At 52.0% G+C, this 19,847-nt stretch carries 17 protein-coding genes; 4 read left to right on the forward strand and 13 right to left on the reverse strand.

Going from position 1 to position 19,847, the window contains the following annotated elements; genetic code table 11:
• Positions 1-53 precede the first annotated feature (53 nt).
• From AC0YN0_RS21485 to AC0YN0_RS21500, 4 genes are read right to left on the reverse strand one after another with little or no spacing between them, the layout of a single operon-like run.
• A complete protein-coding gene (locus AC0YN0_RS21485; RefSeq protein WP_475823081.1) occupies positions 54-1,535 on the reverse strand; it encodes a sulfatase in 1,482 nt (493 codons plus the stop codon).
• A gap of 7 nt (positions 1,536-1,542) precedes the next feature.
• A complete protein-coding gene (locus AC0YN0_RS21490; RefSeq protein WP_475823082.1) occupies positions 1,543-2,409 on the reverse strand; it encodes a carbohydrate ABC transporter permease in 867 nt (288 codons plus the stop codon).
• A gap of 9 nt (positions 2,410-2,418) precedes the next feature.
• Positions 2,419-3,291 carry a carbohydrate ABC transporter permease gene (locus AC0YN0_RS21495; protein ID WP_475823083.1) on the reverse strand — a complete coding sequence of 291 codons (873 nt, stop codon included), beginning with the start codon at positions 3,289-3,291 and terminating at the stop codon, positions 2,419-2,421.
• Complete coding sequence (locus AC0YN0_RS21500; protein ID WP_475823084.1) at positions 3,288-4,589, reverse strand: ABC transporter substrate-binding protein; 1,302 nt, start codon at positions 4,587-4,589, stop codon at positions 3,288-3,290. The genes AC0YN0_RS21495 and AC0YN0_RS21500 overlap by 4 nt, the downstream gene beginning before the upstream one ends.
• A 210-nt stretch (positions 4,590-4,799) precedes the next feature.
• Here AC0YN0_RS21500 and AC0YN0_RS21505 point away from each other — a divergent pair, with 210 nt between their 5' ends.
• A complete protein-coding gene (locus tag AC0YN0_RS21505) occupies positions 4,800-5,735 on the forward strand; it encodes a helix-turn-helix domain-containing protein (protein ID WP_475823085.1) in 936 nt (311 codons plus the stop codon).
• A 9-nt stretch (positions 5,736-5,744) separates the two neighbouring features.
• On the opposite strand, the gene AC0YN0_RS21510 is transcribed toward AC0YN0_RS21505, so the two are convergent.
• The 7 genes from AC0YN0_RS21510 to AC0YN0_RS21540 form a co-directional block, all read right to left on the reverse strand.
• Entirely contained in the window at positions 5,745-6,800 is a 1,056-nt protein-coding gene (locus AC0YN0_RS21510) for an LLM class flavin-dependent oxidoreductase (protein WP_475823086.1), read from the reverse strand.
• Positions 6,797-8,293, reverse strand: a complete 1,497-nt coding sequence (locus AC0YN0_RS21515) for a DHA2 family efflux MFS transporter permease subunit (RefSeq protein ID WP_475823087.1) — start codon at positions 8,291-8,293, stop codon at positions 6,797-6,799. The genes AC0YN0_RS21510 and AC0YN0_RS21515 overlap by 4 nt, the downstream gene beginning before the upstream one ends.
• 99 nt (positions 8,294-8,392) lie before the next feature.
• Complete coding sequence (locus AC0YN0_RS21520; RefSeq protein ID WP_475823088.1) at positions 8,393-9,643, reverse strand: M20 metallopeptidase family protein; 1,251 nt, start codon at positions 9,641-9,643, stop codon at positions 8,393-8,395.
• An 8-nt stretch (positions 9,644-9,651) separates the two neighbouring features.
• On the reverse strand, positions 9,652-10,980 hold the full coding sequence (locus tag AC0YN0_RS21525; protein WP_475823089.1) for an LLM class flavin-dependent oxidoreductase: 1,329 nt from the start codon (positions 10,978-10,980) through the stop codon (positions 9,652-9,654).
• On the reverse strand, positions 10,980-11,513 hold the full coding sequence (locus AC0YN0_RS21530) for a GNAT family N-acetyltransferase (RefSeq protein ID WP_475823090.1): 534 nt from the start codon (positions 11,511-11,513) through the stop codon (positions 10,980-10,982). The genes AC0YN0_RS21525 and AC0YN0_RS21530 overlap by 1 nt, the downstream gene beginning before the upstream one ends.
• Positions 11,514-11,737: 224 nt before the next feature.
• Positions 11,738-12,031, reverse strand: coding sequence for a hypothetical protein (locus tag AC0YN0_RS21535; RefSeq protein ID WP_475823091.1), 294 nt, complete (start codon positions 12,029-12,031; stop codon positions 11,738-11,740).
• Between the two features lie 107 nt (positions 12,032-12,138).
• Positions 12,139-13,143 (reverse strand): glycosyltransferase, encoded by a 1,005-nt coding sequence (locus AC0YN0_RS21540; RefSeq protein ID WP_475823092.1) that lies wholly within the window; start codon positions 13,141-13,143, stop codon positions 12,139-12,141.
• 107 nt (positions 13,144-13,250) lie between these two features.
• On the opposite strand from AC0YN0_RS21540, the gene AC0YN0_RS21545 reads away from it, so the two are divergent.
• Positions 13,251-14,513, forward strand: a complete 1,263-nt coding sequence (locus tag AC0YN0_RS21545; protein WP_475823093.1) for a glycosyltransferase family 2 protein — start codon at positions 13,251-13,253, stop codon at positions 14,511-14,513.
• Positions 14,514-14,726: 213 nt separating this feature from the next.
• On the opposite strand, the gene AC0YN0_RS21550 is transcribed toward AC0YN0_RS21545, so the two are convergent.
• Positions 14,727-15,074, reverse strand: coding sequence for a hypothetical protein (locus AC0YN0_RS21550; protein ID WP_475823094.1), 348 nt, complete (start codon positions 15,072-15,074; stop codon positions 14,727-14,729).
• A 316-nt stretch (positions 15,075-15,390) separates the two neighbouring features.
• Between AC0YN0_RS21550 and AC0YN0_RS21555 the strand changes: the two genes are divergently transcribed.
• Both AC0YN0_RS21555 and AC0YN0_RS21560 read left to right on the forward strand, forming a co-directional pair.
• Positions 15,391-18,003 (forward strand): glycosyltransferase, encoded by a 2,613-nt coding sequence (locus AC0YN0_RS21555; protein WP_475823095.1) that lies wholly within the window; start codon positions 15,391-15,393, stop codon positions 18,001-18,003.
• Positions 17,994-18,743: a sulfotransferase gene (locus AC0YN0_RS21560; RefSeq protein WP_475823096.1), complete on the forward strand. Its 750-nt coding sequence runs from the start codon at positions 17,994-17,996 to the stop codon at positions 18,741-18,743. The genes AC0YN0_RS21555 and AC0YN0_RS21560 overlap by 10 nt, the downstream gene beginning before the upstream one ends.
• Before the next feature lie 55 nt (positions 18,744-18,798).
• Here AC0YN0_RS21560 and AC0YN0_RS21565 read toward each other — a convergent pair whose 3' ends face one another.
• The gene (locus tag AC0YN0_RS21565; protein WP_475823097.1) at positions 18,799-19,845 is read right to left on the reverse strand and encodes a glycoside hydrolase family 88/105 protein; all 1,047 of its coding nucleotides are present in this window, start codon (positions 19,843-19,845) and stop codon (positions 18,799-18,801) included.
• Positions 19,846-19,847 lie beyond the last annotated feature (2 nt).

Genomic DNA, 19,847 nt, shown 5'->3' on the forward strand with positions numbered 1-19,847 from the left:
GAGAAAAGTTATTGCGAGAATCCAACATAGCTTCATTCTTGAAGCAGTGTCCTTTAGTCGTCTTCCGCTTTGATCCCAAGGCGCTCGTATTGCTCTACCGGGGCTTCGTTCTCTTTCATGAGCTTCTTCAAATGAGCAACCATCCGTGCTTCGATCTCCGCATCTTCCAGCGGCTGGACTTGCTGCGGATCCTTCGCGACATCGTACAGCAGCGTGCCGTAGTCGTGCAGATTCCCGTAGGTTCGAGCCGGGATCTTAAGCGGTTTGACGCCTTTCGTGAAAGCAAAGGGTTCCGCCAGTTCCAACTGCTGCAGCTCACTCGCATGGAACCGGCTGCGCATATGGGTCGGCATTAACGTATAGTCGTACAACGGTCCGTTTTCTTTGGCAGCCGCCGACCTCATATATACGTAGCGTCCGTCCGTCACGTTGACATGCCCGCCGTGAATGCCGAACAGCGCCGCCTCCCGAACCGGTTCGTCCCTCTCGATCGTACCTCGCAGCGGCTTGCCTTGCATATCCTTCGGCAGTTCCACTTGGAAGAAGTCGAGCAGCGTCGCCGGAAGATCGATCGTTTGCACCAAGCTAGCCCTACGCTCGCCCTTCACCCCGCTTCGAGGATCCCAGATGAACATCGGCGTATGCGCCACTTCATTGTAGAACGGCTGCACGCATTTGGCCCATTGATCATGCTCGCCAAGCAAGAATCCATGGTCCGTGTTCACGATCAGCAGCGTATCCTCCCACAAATCGAGACGGTCCATCGTATCCAGCACTTTTCCCAAATAATGATCGCACATCGTTAACAGGGCGGCGTATTCGAGGCGCATATGCTCCACGTCTTCCGCCGACTCCGTGACCGGACCGTACACGGGCCAATCGGCAAGCCGCCCTTCGTATTCATGAGCGTAAAGTTTCTTGAATTCCTCCGGACTGAAGAAAGGTTCATGCGGATCGAACGTCTCGATTTGGAGAAACCAATGGTCCTCCTTATGATTCAGCTCGATGAATTCCAAGCCGCCGGCGAACGTCTGCGCCTGGGGAAATTGATCGGTCTCCACGATATATTTGCGGTTAATCTGGTCATGACGGAACATCTTGCGAGCGATCGGGTGAAGGTTCTCCGGATTAAAGCCTTCCGGATGGCGAACCTCGCCTTTCCACGGGTCCCCCTCTTGACCGCGGATCAGCTCGAAAGACTGGTAGCGCGGATGATACGTCCCGCCGCCGTCCTCCCAATAATGCTGATGGTCGGTAATCAAATGGGTATACACGCCCGCTTCTCCCAGCTTCTCGATGGCGGAATCGTCGAAGGGCTCCAGCGGCCCCCAGCTGCGATGCAGGAAGTTATGCCTTCCTGTATGCAGCTCCCTGCGGGCCGGCATGCAAGGCATGCTCCCTACGTAGCTGTTGTCGAACACGACCGTTCGTTCGGCCAACCGTTTGAAGTTGGGCGTCCGGATCCAGTCCGGTCCGCCGTAAGGGGATAACATATGCCGGTTCAACGTATCGAACATAACCATAATGGCTTTCATTAATTGCTCATCCTTTCACACTAGATGCCATAACGCTGCGAATGAACTGCTTTTGGAACACGAAAAACATGACGATGATCGGCAGCGATACGAGCAAGGAAGCCGCCATCAACAGATTGTATTGAACCCCGTGTTCGCCCCGGAATACTTGCAGGCCGAGCTGAAGCGTACGCATAGACTCGCTGTTCGTGTAAATTAACGGATGGAAGAAGTCATTCCAGACGCTGACGAATTTGAATATGCCGAGCGTCGCGACCAGCGGGCCGCTCTGCGGCAAGTAGATCGCAAAAAACAACCGAAGATAACCCGCCCCGTCGATATAAGCCGCCTCGTCGAGCGCCTTCGGGAACTGCAAGTAAAATTGGCGCGCCATAAAGATGCCGAACGCTCCCGCGAGCTCCGGCACGATCAAGGCGTAGTAGCTGTCCAGCCATCCGTTGCCTCCGGCGCCGAGCCAATCATTGCCCCCAAACAACGGAATCGACTTCATGATCAGAAACTGCGGAATAATGACGACCTGCGCCGGAACCATCATCCCGGCGAGCATCGTCAGAAAGATCGGCACATTGCCCTTGAATGCAATGCGGGCGAATGTGAAGCCGGCGAGCGCGTTGATCAGTAGGCTTCCGGCCACGACGGCGATCGTGACGACTGCGGAATTTTTGAAATAAGTCGGCCAATCCCCCATCTGCAGCGCCTTCGCGTAATTGTCCCAATGCCAAGCGTCGGGAAGGAGATTCACGGCGCCAAGCGCGAACTCCGCATCACCCTTCATCGAGGTGAAGAAAGCGATGAGCAGCGGCAGGACGGTGATCGCGGATATCAAGACGAGAACGGCGTACGCCGAGCTTTGTTCTATTTTAGTAAGTCTCATCATTCACCTCTATTCGGTCGACGCGTTGCGGCTGCCCACGACGTATTGGATAACCGTCACGACGAACGTAGCGGCGAGAAGAAATACGGCCATAGCAGATGCGTAGCCCATTTTGTACTCCTGAAAGCTTGCCCCTACGATTTGAGTAACGACCGTCGTGCTGGAATTGGCGGGTCCGCCTCCCGTCAACACGAAGACAAGGTCGAACACCTGAAACGAACGAATCGTAGCCGTAATGAACAGGAACAGCGTCATCGGCTTCAGCAGCGGGACCGTAATATGCCGGAACTTGCGCAAGGCCGACGCCCCGTCCAGACTGGCCGCTTCGTACAGGCTTTCGGAAATGCTCTGGATGCCGGCGAGAAAAATAATCATGGAGTAGCCGATTCCGACCCAAATGCCGATCAGAATGACGGAACCGAGCGAAGTGTTCGGATCCTGCAGCCAGTTCCGTCCTTCCAAACCGATCAGCTTCAGAAAACCGTTGATTGGTCCTTGGCGCGGATCGAGCAGCCATAGCCAAGTCATCGCTACCGCAACGGATGAAATAACGCCCGGCAAATACAGAAGCGCGCGGAATACGGCGAGTCCCCGAAGCTTCATGGCCAGCAGATTGGCTAGAACGAGACCGATGACCATGCTCGGAACGACCGTACCGATCCAATACAGAGCCGTGTTTTTGATCGCCCGATGGAATATTTCATCGCTCCACAGACGTTCGAAGTTTTTGAAGCCGATCCATTCCGGAGCATTCAGCATCGTATAATTCGTGAAGCTTAAATAGAGCACCCATAGAATCGGCAGCAAAATAAATATCGCAAACAGGACGACGCTTGGCGTAATAAGCAGGTAAGGTATGAAACGGTTTAACCCCCTGTTCATTGTCCAGCGATCTCCTCCCTCGCCAGCTCCGCGTTCGCTTTCAGCGCTTCCTCCACAGGACGTATGCCGTTATACGATTCCTCCAGCGCGAGGCGCAAATATTTAACGTTGATTGCCCAGTTGCCGGAAGCGCCGTACCCTCTGGCATCGTTCAATGCTTCAAATGCTGCCGCGTAAGCAGGTCCAAACTTCGTGTAATCGCCCTTCAACGATTGAAGCGGCGGGATCGCGCCCGTCTTCGTCGTAAACTCCAGCACGTTCGCTCCCTCGAACCAGAATTGAATGAACTCCCAAGCCGCTTGCGGGTGCTTCGTCTTCTGAGCGGCCGTCAAGAACGTGCCGAGCATGAGAGCCGTCCGCTTCCCTTCCGGACCTTCCGGAGGCAGCGCCCATCCGATGTTCTCTTCCCCGACCGTCTTCCTCAGCTCCGCTGCGCCTTGTGCGGATGTGAACGATAATGCGGCTAGGCTGTTCTGGAACGGCGTACCGTTTAATTGCTGCTGACTGGACGGAATAATCGCCCCTGACTTATACAAATCCACCATCTTCTGCACCAGCCCCACCGATGCCGGTGAATCGAAAGTCGGATTGCCTTCCGCATCATAGAAGTCTTCGCCGAGCAGGAGCAGCAGCGACAAGTAGGACTGCTCCCCGTTGCTCGTTTGGATATCGATGCCGCCGCGTACGGTTTGGCCGTTCTCCACGACTTTGAGCTTATCCGCGAATTCAAAAATCTCGTCGAACGTCTTGGGCGGACTCTTGGGATCGAGGCCGGCTTCCTTGAAGAAATCTTTGCGCCAAACAAGCGGACGAATTTCCGGAAGAAGAAGACCGTATTGTCCGCCTTCGTATTGGCCTGCCTCAAGAATATCCGGGAAGAAATCGTTCTCGCCCGCCCACTGGGCTTCTTGAATATATGGCGTCAAGTTCAAGTATTTGCCTTGATTCACCGTCGAGATGAGTTGACCGAAGCCTAGACCGTGAACGTCCGGCTGCAAGCCTCCCGAATAAGCGACGGTCAATTTCTGAAAGTAATCCGCCCAAGGAATGAACGTCGGTTCGACGTGGATATCGGGATGGCCCTGCTCGAACTTCGCAATGAGCTCCTTGACCGCTCCCGTCAAAATCTCGTCCGTACCCGGATACCAAAACTTCAACGTGACTTTCTCTTCTTTCGTCGTTGCACCGGAACCGGCGTTGTTCGTGCCGCTCTCCGTATTGCCCGCTCCCGACGAGCATGCCGATAAAATGGATGTTGCTGTTAGCACTGTTGCAAGTGCGACCGTTATTTTTTTCACCTAGGCTTCCCCCTGCCAATAAAATGTGGAGACAAGCAGCTTGCCATCCGGTTAACCGGTTTGAAATACAGGTTAGTTATTCCTAGTGGAATACTTGCCTTTATGCTTATCAATGTTTAGTATTATAGCATCGAGAGCTCAGCGCGTATTTATCAGAAATAAAGATAAATGTTTCAAAAATGCAGATTTTGAAATTCGGGAGTGGCGGACATGAACAACTTTATGGAATTCAGCAATCAAAGCTCGCTTGATCATGCCAACATCAACATTCGGTGGTTGAAAGAATGGAAGCTAACGGATGTCCATCACCGGCACCTGTTCATCTTTCCGTATACTGCCTTCTGGATCGTGTTGTCCGGTACGGCGACGATCGAGCTGAATCACGCTCCCTATACGCTGAAGACGGGCGATATCGTGTCGATTCCGTCTAAGTCGGCGCAATCGTGGAAGGAGGTTGGGCATGGCGAGCCGTTCTGCTACTTGTCTCTTGCGTGCGAGGCTACAATCGGGGTCATCGATCTTATCCGTTCCTATCGCTTTCCACACGTCGTGTCCGATATGCCGCTAGGAGAAATCGATCGGCTCGTAGCCGACTGGAGAAGCTTGGCGGACGAATACAACGATTTCATTCAGCTGTTCGACGATAAAGACGTCAAGTCCATGGAGAAGGGGTTCGGCGAGCATTTTCCAATGTTCATGCTGAATACGGACCAGACGATCCGGCATTTGCGGATTCGGGCGAAGGGTACGTTGTGGGTTCAGCAGCTGTTCCAAACGCTGCGGCCACGGCTGCCGGATTACCCCGTCGACTTCGATAACCGGGTGTTCGAGGTATGCGACTACGTGGAACAACGTCTGCACGAGCCGCCAACGCTCGACGAGATGGCCGCCCTTGTCTCGCTCAGCAAGGAGCAGCTTCGCACGCTTTTTCAAGCGACCTACGGCATCTCGCCCGTCAAATACGTCCGGCATGTCCGCCTGCAGAGAGCGCGGGACTTGCTTATGCTGACCTCCTATCCCGTGAAGGAGATCGCGAGAATGATCGGCTACCCGGATCAGCATCACTTCTCCAGGGCGTTCCAGCAGGCCGAGAGGTTATCTCCCCAAGGGTACAGAAAGAGATTTCTTCAGGGGAGTAAAGGGTGAAGCTGGCTCTCATATAACCGGGGAATGAAGTCCCTCCCACACGCTGCTCGGCACTTCCTTGCGCAGCACGGGCGCAACGTCCGCCGCAAACCGCTCCATCTGTTCCCGCTGCTCGGCTTCGGACAAACCGTCTACGCTAAGCGACAGAACCTGATGACCGAATGCGGCTTGATAATTCAATATTTTCTCGATAACCTGCTCCGCGCTGCCAATCAGACTAGGGCCTCTCGCGATATGATCCTCCAATGAGGCAAATGGCGATTGATTATGCTGCGCGGCAGCCGTCGCTTGGAAGGCATCGTAATAAGGACGATAACGCCGTATCGCTTCTTCCGTCGTACCCGCGATATACAAGCTGCCCGCTCCTGCGCCAACAACTGCTTTCTTGGGATCATGCCCATGGTAAGCCAGCCTCTCGCGATAATGATCGATTAAATCTTTATATTTGGCTTGCGGATGGAAGCTGTTCGAGGAAAATAACGGCTCCCCGTACCGAGCCGCGAGTTCTGTCGATCGAGTGCTGGAGGCACTCCCGTGCCAGACCGGAATCGGCCGTTGCAGCGGCCGCGGCTGCGTCGTCACCTGATGAAGCGGCGGCCGGTAATGTCCCTGCCAGTTAACATCTTCCTCCTGCCATAGCCGCTTAAGCAGCGCATATCGCTCTTCCATCGAATCCCACTGCTCCTCCTCGGTTATCCCGAATAACGGATAATGGCGCGGATCATTCCCTTTGCCGATAATCATCTCCAGACGGCCGCCCGACAAATGATCGAGCGTCGCGTAATCCTCTGCAACCCGAACGGGATCCAATACGCTAAGCACCGTGACGGCGGTAAGCAGCCGGATGCGGGAGGTTCTTGAGGCGATCGCGGAGAGCAGCAGCGGCGGTGAAGACGACAAAAACGGAGCACCGTGCCGCTCGCCGATGCCATAACCCTCGAAGCCCAGTTTCTCGGCGAGTTCAGCTTGCTTAATGATGTTTTCGAATTTTTCCTTTGTCGTAAAATGCTCCCCCGTGACCGGATTCGCCAAATTCATGACGAGGCTGAACCATATGAATTTCATAAGCTTTCGCTTCCCTTCGGAGAGTGGATTGTGGATACCGGCAGCCGTCTGCCAAGCAGCAGCCCAATCGGAATGCCGAGTGCGACGATGATGCTCGATACCAGAAACACATCATGAATACTGAGCATAAGCGCAAGGCGATAAGGGGCGGTTCCTTCGACCGAGCCTCCCAACACCGCCTGATGAACCTCCATTCGCCAATAATACAGCGAGGTGCAGACGCCAAGCGCCATCGCGCTGAACACCTGCCTCAGCCAATTAAGCAATGCCGATGCATGTCCCAGCAATTCCGGAGGAACAGACGACATGCTTGCGTTCGTCGCCGGCGTCGAAGCAAGTCCGGTTCCGATATTACGGATTCCCATCCAGAGCATAATGGCGATCAGACTTGTCTCCGGGCGCAATCCGCTGAAATAATAGGTGCTGATGAACAAAATGAAACATCCGATCATAATGAGTTTCGCAGGACCGAGTTTTCCATACCATTTGCCCGCTGCGAAGGTGGCAGCGGTTAAGCAGCCGGCAGCAGGAAGGAAGAGAAGACCGACCTTGAATGGCGTCAGACCTTTCAGTTCGACCAGAAACAACGGCATGAAATAAACGACGGCATATAGTCCGAACGATAAAATCAACGAGGCGGCAAGACTAAGCGCAAATCTAGAGTTGCGCAGCAGCCTAAGCTGCAGAAGAGGATGCTCGCTGCGCCGTGTCTGCCGAACGAAGCCAACGATACAGCAGGTACCGGCCAGCAACGTTGTCCAAGTGAGTACGCTGCTCCAGCCCCACTCGCTCATATTCCCGAACAGCAGCAGCAAAGCCAGACTTCCGCCGGTTGCAAGCAGCAAACCTCGCCAATCGAGCCTTGCAAGACCATTCGGCCGATCCTTCGGAATAACAGCTGCACCCGCGGCCCATGCGATGATCCCCACCGGCACGGTCACTAGAAAGATCAGATGCCAGTCGAAGCTTTGCAGCCAACCGCTCAATGTTGGGCCAATCGCCGTACCCAGCACAGTGGAGAACGACCATACGCTTAGAGCGAAGGTCTGCTTTTCTTTGCGGATTGTCCGATAAATCAGAGCCAGCGAAACCGGTTGAATGAGTCCGCAGAATAGCCCTTGTATAATACGAAACACGATCAGCGCTTGGATATTCCACGACAAGGCGCACAGCAGCGAGCTCACCGTAATGCCCCCGATCGCGAATACGAACAACCGCTTGCAGCCAAAACGTTCCATCGCAAAACCGCTGACCGGAATCACGATGCCGCTGGCGAGCGTAAAGCCGGTTATCATCCACTGGACGGTGCGCAGCTCCGTGCCGAATATATGAATAAAGCCGGGTAGCGACACGTTGAGCGAGACCACATGATACATGCCAACGAAGGAACCTATGAATATCGCGGCGAGCACCGGCCAGAACGACGGATACGGTGTTGGCTTCTCCTGTGTGTACTTTTCCTTCTGAATACCAAGCAGTGCTCCCAACTTCATTCCTTCTCTCTATTCCATTCTTTATTGCGGTTCCGATTAAAAATAAAACACCGACGGCCGGCAAACCTGCCGGACTGTTGGTGTTAAAGAGTGGTGCGGTTAAGCCGTTTCTATTCCTGCGGCGAGCTGAACGAATAGTCTTACGCCGTGCACGAGCGCGGCCTCGTCTAGATTGAACTTAGGGGTGTGCAGCCCATCTCGGATACCAAGCGCCTCATTGCCGCATCCAAGCAGAATGAACGCCCCAGGCACACGGTCAAGATACCAGCCAAAATCCTCTCCAGCAAGACTTGGCGCGTGAAGCCGGATCACCTTCTCCTGCCCGAGCACAGCCGCTCCGGCGCGGACAACCTCACTCACGGCCTGAGCGTCATTAACGACGGCAATTCCCTCGCGATGAACGATCTCATAGGAGCCTCCATATGAAAGTGCAGCCGCATTGGCATGCCGTTCCAGTCCGCCCTTAATCGCGGCGACCGTCGTTTTGCTGAATGCCCGGAACGTACCTGTTATGACACTCTGCTCCGCAATCGCGTTAATGACTGTTCCGGCGCGCAGCGTTCCGAAAGCAAGCACGGCCTGTTCCAACGGATCGATGTGATTCGCCATCATACTATTCACCGCGGCAATAAAGGCTGCCGTCATCTGAATCGCGTCAACGGCGAGATGAGGTGTGCTGTGATGCCCGTTCCTTCCATGAAACGTCACGTGAAAATGAGAAGAGGCCGCCATCGCGTAATGCGAATGGATGCCAAGCGTTCCCGCTTCATGCTCCGGCCAGACGTGAAGCGCGTAGCAGCGGTCAACCCCTTCCAGGATACCCGCTTCAAGCAAATCACGTCCGCCCGAGAGCAAGCGTCCGTCCAGCGGGCTCGGAAGCGCGCCCTCTTCGGCCGGCTGAAAGACGAATCGGATTTCGCCTGCGAAGCTCTCCCTATACGCGGCCAGCGTCTTCGCGGCGCCAAGCAGCATCGCCGTATGAGCATCATGGCCGCAAGCGTGCATCACGCCATCGACAGTCGACTTATAATCGACATCATTCAGCTCCGCGATCGGAAGCGCATCCATATCCGCTCGCAGCACAATCGTTCGGCCGCCTTCCAGCCCGCCGCGCAGTACGCCGACAACCCCTTTGCCGAAATGGGGACCTACGTCTACACGAACGTCGATCCCCCACTCCTCCAGCAATTGCGCCACGATGCCAGCTGTACGATCCGTGCTGTACAGCAGCTCAGGATGGCGATGCAAATCGCGCCGAACGGCGACAAGCTCGTCTTGCAACGTACCGGCGAAGGCAAGCATCTCGCTGAGCGCCTCTTCCCCGAGCCGTACGATACCCGTCTCCCTCATACGCAACGTCACACGTGCTCGGCCGATTTCGTATACCGGTTTGCCGGTATCGGTAGCCCTAGATTGCCGCGCAGCGTATCTTCCTCGTATTCGGTGCGGAACAAGCCGCGCTCTTGCAAGATCGGCACGACGTGCTCGATGAAATCTTCAAGTCCGTGCGGCACGGATGAGCCGACCATAAATCCGTCGGCGGCGCCGGCTTCGAACCATTGCTGTACCCGGTCTGCGACTTGCTCCGGCGTGCCGATGAAGACCGGACGAGGCGTCGCGACTGACAGCGCTACCTGGCGAAGCGTCAAGCTGCGCTCTTTGGCAATCTGTTTGATTTTGTCCGTGGTGCTTTGGAAGCTGTTGCGGCCGAGCTCGCCAAGCTCCGGGAACGACGCGTCCAGATCGTATTGGGAGAAGTCATGATGCTCGAAGTACCGTCCGAGATAGAGCAATGCGTTAGCCGGCGATACGAGATCGACGACTTCCTGGTATTTACGTTCCGCTTCCTCTTCCGTGCTGCCGATAACCGGTCCGATGCCCGGGAACACCAGCACATTATCCGGGTTTCGCCCGAATGCTGCCGCCCGGCGCTTAACGTCATCATAGAAAGCGACTGCTTCCTCTAAAGTCTCATGACCCGTAAAGATCGCATCTGCTTGCTTCGCGGCATAATCTTTGCCGACTTCGGAAGCGCCTGCTTGAAAGATAACCGGCTGCCCTTGCTTCGAGCGGGCGATGTTAAGCGGACCTTTGACCGAGAAAAATTCCCCTTCATGATTCAGCGCATGCATTTTGGCAGGATCGAAGAACACGCCTGCCTCTTTGTCGCGAACGAAGGCGTCATCCTCCCAGGAATCCCACAAACCGCGCGTTACTTCCACATATTCCGTCGCGATACGATACCGCCTGCCATGGTCGGGATGCTCTTTCTTACTGTAATTGAGCGCAGAGCCTTCCAGCGGCGAAGTCACGATATTCCATCCGGCGCGGCCGCCGCTGATCATGTCCAGCGATCCGAACTGGCGTGCAACGGTGAACGGCTCGCTGTACGAGGTGGACAACGTGCCAACCAGTCCGATCCGCTTGCTTACCGCCGCCAGTGCGCTCAGAATGGTCAGTGGCTCGAAGCGGTTCAGGAAATGCGGAATCGACTTCTCGTTAATATAAAGACCGTCGGCAATGAAGGCCAGATCGAACTTGCCCGCCTCCGCCTTCTCGACCCATGATTTGTACAGCTCGAAATTAACGCTTGCGTCGGACGGAATGTCCGGATGTCTCCATAACGAAGTGCTGCTGCCGACACCGTGAAGCATAGCGCCGAGCTTCAATTGTTTACGTTTAGCCATTACACATTACCTCCATTTGTTGTCGATGCTGTTGCTTCCACGCGATTATTGACGACCTTGCGAAGCAAATGCATCGTCCCGTCGCCATTGCCCGAATCGAATGATCGGATGCTTTCATAACCTCTTCGCTCGTACATCGGCAGCAGCCACGGATGCTTCTCGGCCGTTCCGAGCGTCACTCCCGGCGCACCAAGCTTATCGCGAATAATCGAATCCTCCACCCAAGTAAGCAGCTTATCTCCGTACCGTTTTCCCTGCTCGCTTGGATGGACGGCGAACCATTTGATAAACGGCAAATCGGTTATCTCCTTTACCTCGCCGCCCTTGGACAACGTAACCGTTGCAACGATTGTGCCGTCAGCCTCCAGCACATAACATTCATTTTGCGTGATGTTATCCCGTATTTGAGCCAGATCGGCGTTCGCCGCCGGCCATTGCAGCTTAAGCTCCCTAATAAGCGAATAGGCTTCATAGATGACTTCATGCAGACGCTGCGCATCCTCTACGCCGGCTTGCCTGAACAATTCACTCACAACATCACCCTCCATAATCCAATGTATATAATTCCTATATTATTAGTATGAAATAACATACTTCTAATGTAGCATCTACTGCGCAATCGCACTAATAGACTTTTTCTATCGTTCAATTGAATATTCCTTTAGTGCGCGATTATAATAAAAAACTCCCCCTACAGCAGCAGGTTTTATTATTTCACCTGTATGCCGTATGAGGAGCATTTGCCTAACCTTTGCCATTATTCAAAGAAACCAAAAAACGGAAAAATCCATAACACAGGGATTAAACCGATCCAGACCGCTGTCTTGAACTTGCGCTTATGATACAGGATCCAGCTCGCGACCGCCGTGCCGATATATGCGAGAGGGAACAGCCAAATAGCAACCATCGACACGGTCTGAAGGCCGTTTATATCTTCGATTTGATCGGCCATAAGCATCGTCATGAGCACATAAAACGCCCAAAACAAGGTACAAAGGGCAAATACGATTTGCATAGCAAGCAAAAGCAAAGCCGTAGCGGTATTTTTCATAGGTAACACACCTCTTTATCAATTGTAAGGCTGATTCCTTCACTCTATTTTATCGGCAATCTTAGCGTAAAGTTTATTCATATAAGCGTCAATAAAAAAGATGTCTTCTATAAGGACTCAAGGAAGCTTTGCACGGCATCGCCGCGTCTTTCCCACGTATTCTCAAGGGCATACTTCATTCTAGAGGCCGTATCGCCAGGGTCTTTAAGCCGATAGGTTACAGCTTCTATGAACGCTCCATGAGAAGTGGCGACATCGACCAGCGGAGCCATTCGCTCGCATTCGGGAAGCGCGGTTGACACGACCGGCTTGCCCGCGGCCAGATACTCGTACACTTTAACCGGATTAACGGATAAAGTGACCGGAGTTATTCGGAACGGCAGCACGCACACTCGGAAATCGCGAATAAATGGAGCCAGTTCATGATGCCTCTTGAGACCCATAAACCGTAGATTGCTATTGTTATTCGGTAATATAAACTTCTTACCGAATTCCGGGCCGACAATTACGGTTTCGATTCCGCGTATGAGCGCCAGCCTCCGAATGAGAGCTTCGTCTAGCCACGGAGCCCAAGCTCCGACGTAGCCTACTTGATCTCCTTCTACTGGCTGAGCGCCTATCTTCGGGGTATAAGGCAGATGGAGCTGCATCTGCGGGTCGTATGCGTTCCGAATGAGTGCGGTATTTTTCTTCGGGAACCATCTCCGTATTCGCTGATACAAACGTTCCGATGAGCAAACGACAGCCGTAGCACGGTTGATCATCGCAGCTTCATGCGTGAGCCATTCACCCAAATCGTCAGTGCAGTCGTAAATGATCCAGTCCGGCGTGTAATCCTGCTGAATAGCCGAGGACAAATTCGGAAGAATACACCACACTCCAATTGAACCATGCCGGTGCTTGTACAATGAAGGCCATTCATTCCGCAGCCAATGTTCATGATGATGGACAACGAATAAATGAGGCTCAATTTCCTCCACGAATGGGGAGGTTCTTGTCTTGTTGCAATAGTAAACGGTATGTCCCCGTTTGGCCAGTTGGCTCATTATATGCTGCGGTCGCTGCTTCATCCAATTCCAATCCGCAGTGGGTGGATATATGATGATGCTCATCTCGTCGAGTCCTTTCCAATAAAGTGATAACCATCCATGGGTAAACGTCATATCCTATATCAGACGCAGCATCGTGCTCCGTATTAAAGGAGGCCGTTCACCCCTCTATGCTTGTATTCGTTCTAGACTCGAAGAACATTGCGGCTGCCAAACAAACAGAACGCAGTATGCAGTCGGTTATGCCTGATTGCTCATGCGTCCTGATTGAATTTGATTATGCCATTCAAATGAACCGTTTCCTTGCTGAGTACGACGAGCCGTTTTTTGTTACGCTTTTTGCGGGGGAGCAGTTGGTGCCAGGCTTTGAAAACCAATTAGAGCACTGGATCTCATGTATGTCCGATCGTGATGCCGGAATCGCAATCATCGATGGCGCTCCGCCACGAGGCCCCTTATTATGGCGTACGAGGGCCGTGAAATCCGGAATGTCTCCAGTATTCCGAACCACCGAGCTTCTTCCGTTTGAGAGATATGTGCTATTGGATAAGCAATATGATCTAGAGGAAATGTGGGAGTTCAAACACCGTAAATCGATTAAATGGCTGCCTAAAGCTAAAAGCAAAGAGCGCTGGCGAAAGCTCGAAAGCGAAGAGAGATTCATCCTTCCTATTCTACAAACGAAGCAATGCGAGGAACCGCCTGCGGTACTTCCCTTCATAACTGTCGTCATCTGCACGTTCAATAATGCCGATTATTTGCTGTGGGCGGTACGCAGCGTTTGCAAACAGACCTATATAGCATGGGAAATCATGATTGTGGATGACGGTTCAACGGACGGGACTCATGAAAAATGGCTGGCTGGCCCTTTTGCATCGCATCCCAGAATACGTTTTACGAGAAACGAAACAAACAATGGAAAAGCATTCTGCTTGAATCAGGCTCTGCTTGCCGCTAATGGACAATGGCTGCTTGAGCTTGACTCGGATGATTGGCTTGATCCGACATGCTTGCAAACGCTAGTCAATCAAAGCGACCTATCGCCTGATGCCGGAATTATCTATGCTGACCATATGAATTGGCAGGAACGGCGGAACAAAAGCTTAGTTCTAAACGCACCGCAATATGAACAAGGCCAAATGACGGTGGAAAAATTGCTTCGTGACGCCCTTCCCCTTGCGCCAAGAATGTACAGCATGAAAGCCATAAGCGCATTAGGAGGCTGGAGCGTTGCCGATCCCTTCCAAGGGCGGCTATACGAAGACTTTCAAATGCTTGCCCGCATTATGCTTTGCCAACCTGCATCCTACATTCCAAAGGTTCTATACCACCGTAGAATACGTTCATCAAGCATCACTCACCGTCATCCAGAAAGCTACAAAACCTGGACCCGCTGGATGGTGGATTTCATTCGTTCGGAACTAGACCGATAGTATGCGGACATATTCCACGTTTTGGACCAGAATAGTGGACTGTGTAATCGGAGTATTGTAATTGGGGCTGGTGACCTGCACTGTGAAAAAGCCATCACCAACGCTTATGAGAGTACCCTGGACGAATTGGTTGGTCAAAAAGGCTTCAATGCTTCGTCCGATATAGCCTCTTAACATCTCTGTAAAAGTCATTAAACCACTACCTCCATTTCGTTAATTTATTGCGGTAATACTGCTTATAGGAAGAAGGACAATATCGCCCGTAGGCTCCTGGATATGCACGTAATCGATGCCTACCGTGACTATCGTTCCGGAGATGCTGCCGGCGTCCGTCTCAATCGAAGCATCCGCTCCGATTCTTGCTTCCAATATGGCGCGCGCTCTTTGAGTCGGCGCAACAAGGGTGCTTACTTCCGTTGCAAGCAGGTTTACCTGTCTTTCCAGCTGGCTTACCTGGCGCTGCAGTTGATTCGTTTCATTGGACAATCTTCTTATTATGGCGGTCAGTGTCCCGATTCGACTGTTAATACGCCCTACATACCTTACGAATCTTCTGCTCAAAGCAGTAAACTTATTTAAAAGAGAGGGTCTCCTCACTCGGGAGGTTTTCTTTTTTTCGCGCGGCTTTTTCCAGCGACCCGTATAGCATGGAACTGCTCGAAGTCGTTTCTTGACAATATACATGCCACTAACACGCTCCTTAATGAGTTATGCTGTAAGTTTATGGATTTACAAAAACATGGGAACTTGTCTACGGCAAATTAAGCAAACAACCTATTCCTAATTAACGGCAGGGGACATATTATGGCTAAATGAGTTAGGCTTTGCGAGAAGCCGGTGCTTTTTCTTGAAAATAGTTAGAAGGAGGTCAAATCCTTTGACTGCCGGATCCATTGATTTTCGGTCCCATTATTTAAATCGCCAACAAATCTACAACGAATATATACATGGTCCGTTGTCTTCACAGTCTTTGGAATTGATGAACGTTTTAGCGGAGAGGACTTACAAAGCAATCGTGGTTTATCCGGAGGCCGTTCTTTGGGAGCCGAATCAGCGCCCTCAGCATTTGCTGATAGAGTTGGCCAAGCGCGGATATCTTTGTTTTTTTTGCGAAGCCTCCTCCGGCCCTTTCGGCTTACGGGAAGCAGAACCCAATCTGTTTGTCGTGCAAGGTGAAAAACATCTTCTGTCCGTGCTTAGAAGCCAATCCGTCATCGTTCTATGCAGTTGGCTGGTGCAGATGGCGTGGGCGGATTTCTTGCCTCACAAAACGCTCTGGTACGATATATTAGACCAGCTGGAGTTTTTCTCGTTGTACGACGATCAAATGGAACAAAAACATAATCAAATCGTGAAGCAGGCAGATATCGTCACATACTCCGCAACGGCTTTAAAGCGTTACGTTACTGCCAGAAGCGATGCCGTATTATTGCCAAACGCTGCAAGAATCGAAGACTTTCTATCCCCCGCCGTGTCCGTGCCGGAGGATCTTGCTCCCATAGTCGCCACCGGATCACCGATTATCGGCTATTTCGGAGCCGTAGAAGAATGGTTTGCGACGCATTTAGTGAAAGGACTGGCGGCTAGAAGACCCGATTGGCAGTTTGTCATTTTGGGCCATATCGGTATCGATGAAACGAAGCTGCAAGCCCCTAACATTCATCTGCTTGGGATGAAACCCTACCGGCTCCTCGCTCAATACGGTCAGTTTTTTCGCGTCGCCATCATTCCTTTTCTAGTAAATGATTTAACAAATTCCGTCTCCCCGGTTAAATTTTATGAGTACGCCTCCCTTGGCCTGCCAATCGTATCAACCCCCATTTCCGAGATTCTGCCATACCAATCCGACTGGGTATTCGCTGCAAGAACTATCGCCGGCTTCGAGACCGCGATCATGAAAGGGTTAAAACCCGAAGTTGCACGCCAGGCGAAGGAAGCTGGAAGGAGATTAGCCAGTCAGAATCAATGGGCTGCTCGTGCCGACCGCATTGAAGAGCTCTTGCTGAGTCGGCCTTCCGTTTGGCAAGCTTTCGCAAACTACAATTCAACCGGGAAAATTGCCGTTATGGCAACAACTTTTTTGGATTTTGAAGGCGATAAATTTTACTCCGGCGGAGCGGAAAGATATCTGATCGATTTGTCTCGATTGTTCGAACAAAAAGGCTATTCGTTAACGATCTATCAATATGGGAATGATCCGTGGATACGCAGGTTTCGGGGAATCGATATTGTCTCTTTGTCCAGAGGCGGGCAGCACGCCAAAGAATTAAGCATCGGCGTAGTGAAAATGTATAGCCGGTTATTTCATGAACAGACGGCTGAACGATCTCTTTTGAACGTCTATTCCGCATTCTTCAATGCATGGCCATACGAAATAGGGCAATCAAGCATAGGCATTATCCATGGCGTTGCATGGGATAACCCCGCAAGTTGTTATGCGGACGGCTCCTCGTTCTGGGAAACGAACCGTCGGTTTATCGAGGGGGCAAAGCTTTGCGGCAAGCTGGTTTCGGTAGATAACAATTCGGCAAACTGGTTTCAAACCATAGACTATACCCTTCGCAACAAAATGAAAGTAATCGCGAATTATGTTGATCCGGCTGAGTTTTATCCCAATTCGGATCCTCAGAAGTCGGAGGGTAGAATCGTTATTTTATACCCCCGCAGACTTTATCATGCCAGAGGACTTCAGCTTGTGTTGCAAGTTATCGACGAAATTCTAATCAAATATCCGCAAGTGGATTTTCATTTCTGCGGACAGGGCGAAACCGACGATATCCGCATGGTCAAGATGAAAATGAACCGTTGGCCGGGTCGGATTAAACACTATACGCTTCCTTTCGATAAAATGTCCGGGGCTTACAACCAAGCGGATATTTCCTTAATCCCTACGCTCTACAGCGAAGGAACGAGCCTCTCCTGTCTGGAAGCCATGTCTTGCGGCAATGCCGTTATCGCAACCAGAGTAGGAGGGCTGTCCGATCTCGTCATTCACGATTATAACGGGTTATTGATCGAGCCCCATGCGCATGCGCTAAAAGAAGCCATTGCGGACTTAATCGAAAATCCTTCCAAGCGGGCTTTATTCAAACAAAGAGCGCAGGCCGTTTCACAAAGCTTTTCCAAACAAAGCTGGGAACGTCAGTGGTCAAAACTAATCGATTCGCTGCTCCGCGACAAACAAAACCTTCGCGTCGCGGACGGGAAAAACCTTTTGATCGAAATATATTTATCCAGCTACCCGCAAAACGACGGCATAGTCAAAACGATCATTCGGCTCTTGAGCGAAGGGAATCTCCTTTATATCAAATTGAAAGACGGATCGGCGGCAGTGCGCCGCTCCAGCTTTGGTCGGTTGCAATGGATGAGCTGGGATGAAACGTCTCATTCGGCTCCCGATATAGTCATTAGCGATAGATCTGCCCATGTGGATTTGCCGCTCAACGTTCAAGCCTTGTTCAATGAAGAAGGGGAACTGGTATGGATGTAATTATATCCGCTTTGACGCAACGAACGGGTTCGACGCTGGTGCAACGCATTTTCAATTGTAGAGAGAATACCTTGATTTGGGGCGAGCATGGGGGAATTGTAACGGAGTTTGTAAGAATCGCCGATCTCGCCTCCTATTTTTCGAACGGCAGCAAAGACGAAAAGCGCGATTTTTTCCAGAGCGGCAAAGATCCTAATTTATGGACGGCGAATATGACGCCTGATGAACCTTTTATAGATGCAGCTGTCGTCGAGTCAATAAAAGTGTTGTTTAAGCACATGTACATCCAACACCGAGATAAGCATGACCGGATCGGCTTTAAAGAAGTCAGATACGGGAAAAGCGAGCTTATGCTGCTGCGAAAATGTTTTCCGGATAGCGCTATAGTCCTTCTAGTCAGGAATCCCATTGATATTTGGAGAAGCGAGACGTCATATTGGGAAGACGATGCAGAAGCCTTCGGGCAAATTTGGAACGAACGTGCCAAACAATACCGGGAGCTTGAGGATGAGATGACGGGTACCGTCCTGATTCGTTACGAGGACTTAGTCGGACGTAACGAAAAGACGCTGCAATTATTGTCGGAGCTTGCTCTTGTTTCCCTCGATGAGATTCATCGGGTGTTGTCCGTACAACTGAACAGTACGCGAAGCACCCGCCCGCAGGACGATATCGATACCATTATACGGCTATGCAATGAGGGAATGGCCATCTTCAATTACGAACACGAATCTTCCTGATGAGCCTAAAATAAAAACCAGTTAGATCAGCTGTTTTGATCTAACTGGTTTTTATTTATTCTATTTCATCCGCATTATGTTTCTGATTCTCGATAGCCGAAGCCAAAAACGCTAGCGCCAGACCTTGCCCCCAGCCCTGAGCCCATTTTCTGTCGATGCCGAGGTAGCCGGCGATGTCGTTCATGACCGCGGTGCCGCCAGATACGTTCAGCACGCGTCCGTTGTCCGCGATGTTGGCCAGAACGCCGTCAAGCGCCTTCTTCACATACTTCCCGTGCAGCGGATTGCCTTGCGTGACCATTGCCGCCGCGATACCCGCCGTAGCCGACACTTCGCCATAGGCTTCCGGGTAATCGAGCACCGTACCCCAGAGGCCGTCTTCCTTCTGCAGTTTCTTGATAGCGGCCAGTTGATCGCGCAATGAACTCCATATATGCATCATCGGAGGATACAGATAACCTTCCGGCAATATCCTTGCCGCGCGGGACATCGTATAAGCGGCCCAAGCATTGGCGCGCGCCCAGTACATGCCGGACATATGGTCCTTCTTGATATGGTTGTAACCGTGGTACCACAGCCCGTCGTTCTCGTCCTGCAAATAATTGATATGCCAGAAAAATTGATGCAAGGCGTCGTCGACGAGATGTTTTTTGTCGAACATAATGCCTGCGCGAAGCATGAAATACGCCGCCATGAACAGCGTGTCCGCCCAGCACTGTTCCGGAAAATCGTTTTTGGCCGATACGGTATGCTGAAGCACGCGGTCGCCGAAGCGCAGCGCTTTATTTTCCAAATAGTCGATTTTGCTGAAAATAAGCTTGGCATACTTCTCATCCTTCGTATGCTCGTACAACGTGAGCAGCATATGCCCCATCGCGCATGTGTTGACCGTCCATCCCGGAAGTCCCGCTTCGATATATTCATCCACCCAGGTTACCATCCGGTCCAAATAAGCTTGCTCGCCCGTTACTTCGAACGCCCGGCTGACGCCGTAATAGGCGACTCCGCCAGGCCAATCCCATGTCAGGTCCATACCGAACGTATACTCCGCCACGCGTCCGACGACTTGCTTCAACTCGCTTGCTTTGGCTTTGATTTTCATTT

This window comes from Paenibacillus sp. J22P218, assembly GCF_056269195.1.

Coding starts and splice junctions, on each gene's coding strand:
- AC0YN0_RS21485 (WP_475823081.1), bottom strand. CDS start 1,535: ATGAAAGCCATTATGGTTATGTTCGATACGTTGAACCGGCATATGTTA.
- AC0YN0_RS21490 (WP_475823082.1), bottom strand. CDS start 2,409: ATGAGACTTACTAAAATAGAACAAAGCTCGGCGTACGCCGTTCTCGTC.
- AC0YN0_RS21495 (WP_475823083.1), bottom strand. CDS start 3,291: ATGAACAGGGGGTTAAACCGTTTCATACCTTACCTGCTTATTACGCCA.
- AC0YN0_RS21505 (WP_475823085.1), top strand. CDS start 4,800: ATGAACAACTTTATGGAATTCAGCAATCAAAGCTCGCTTGATCATGCC.
- AC0YN0_RS21510 (WP_475823086.1), bottom strand. CDS start 6,800: ATGAAATTCATATGGTTCAGCCTCGTCATGAATTTGGCGAATCCGGTC.
- AC0YN0_RS21515 (WP_475823087.1), bottom strand. CDS start 8,293: ATGAAGTTGGGAGCACTGCTTGGTATTCAGAAGGAAAAGTACACACAG.
- AC0YN0_RS21520 (WP_475823088.1), bottom strand. CDS start 9,643: ATGAGGGAGACGGGTATCGTACGGCTCGGGGAAGAGGCGCTCAGCGAG.
- AC0YN0_RS21525 (WP_475823089.1), bottom strand. CDS start 10,980: ATGGCTAAACGTAAACAATTGAAGCTCGGCGCTATGCTTCACGGTGTC.
- AC0YN0_RS21535 (WP_475823091.1), bottom strand. CDS start 12,031: ATGAAAAATACCGCTACGGCTTTGCTTTTGCTTGCTATGCAAATCGTA.
- AC0YN0_RS21540 (WP_475823092.1), bottom strand. CDS start 13,143: ATGAGCATCATCATATATCCACCCACTGCGGATTGGAATTGGATGAAG.
- AC0YN0_RS21545 (WP_475823093.1), top strand. CDS start 13,251: ATGCTTGTATTCGTTCTAGACTCGAAGAACATTGCGGCTGCCAAACAA.
- AC0YN0_RS21560 (WP_475823096.1), top strand. CDS start 17,994: ATGGATGTAATTATATCCGCTTTGACGCAACGAACGGGTTCGACGCTG.
- AC0YN0_RS21565 (WP_475823097.1), bottom strand. CDS start 19,845: ATGAAAATCAAAGCCAAAGCAAGCGAGTTGAAGCAAGTCGTCGGACGC.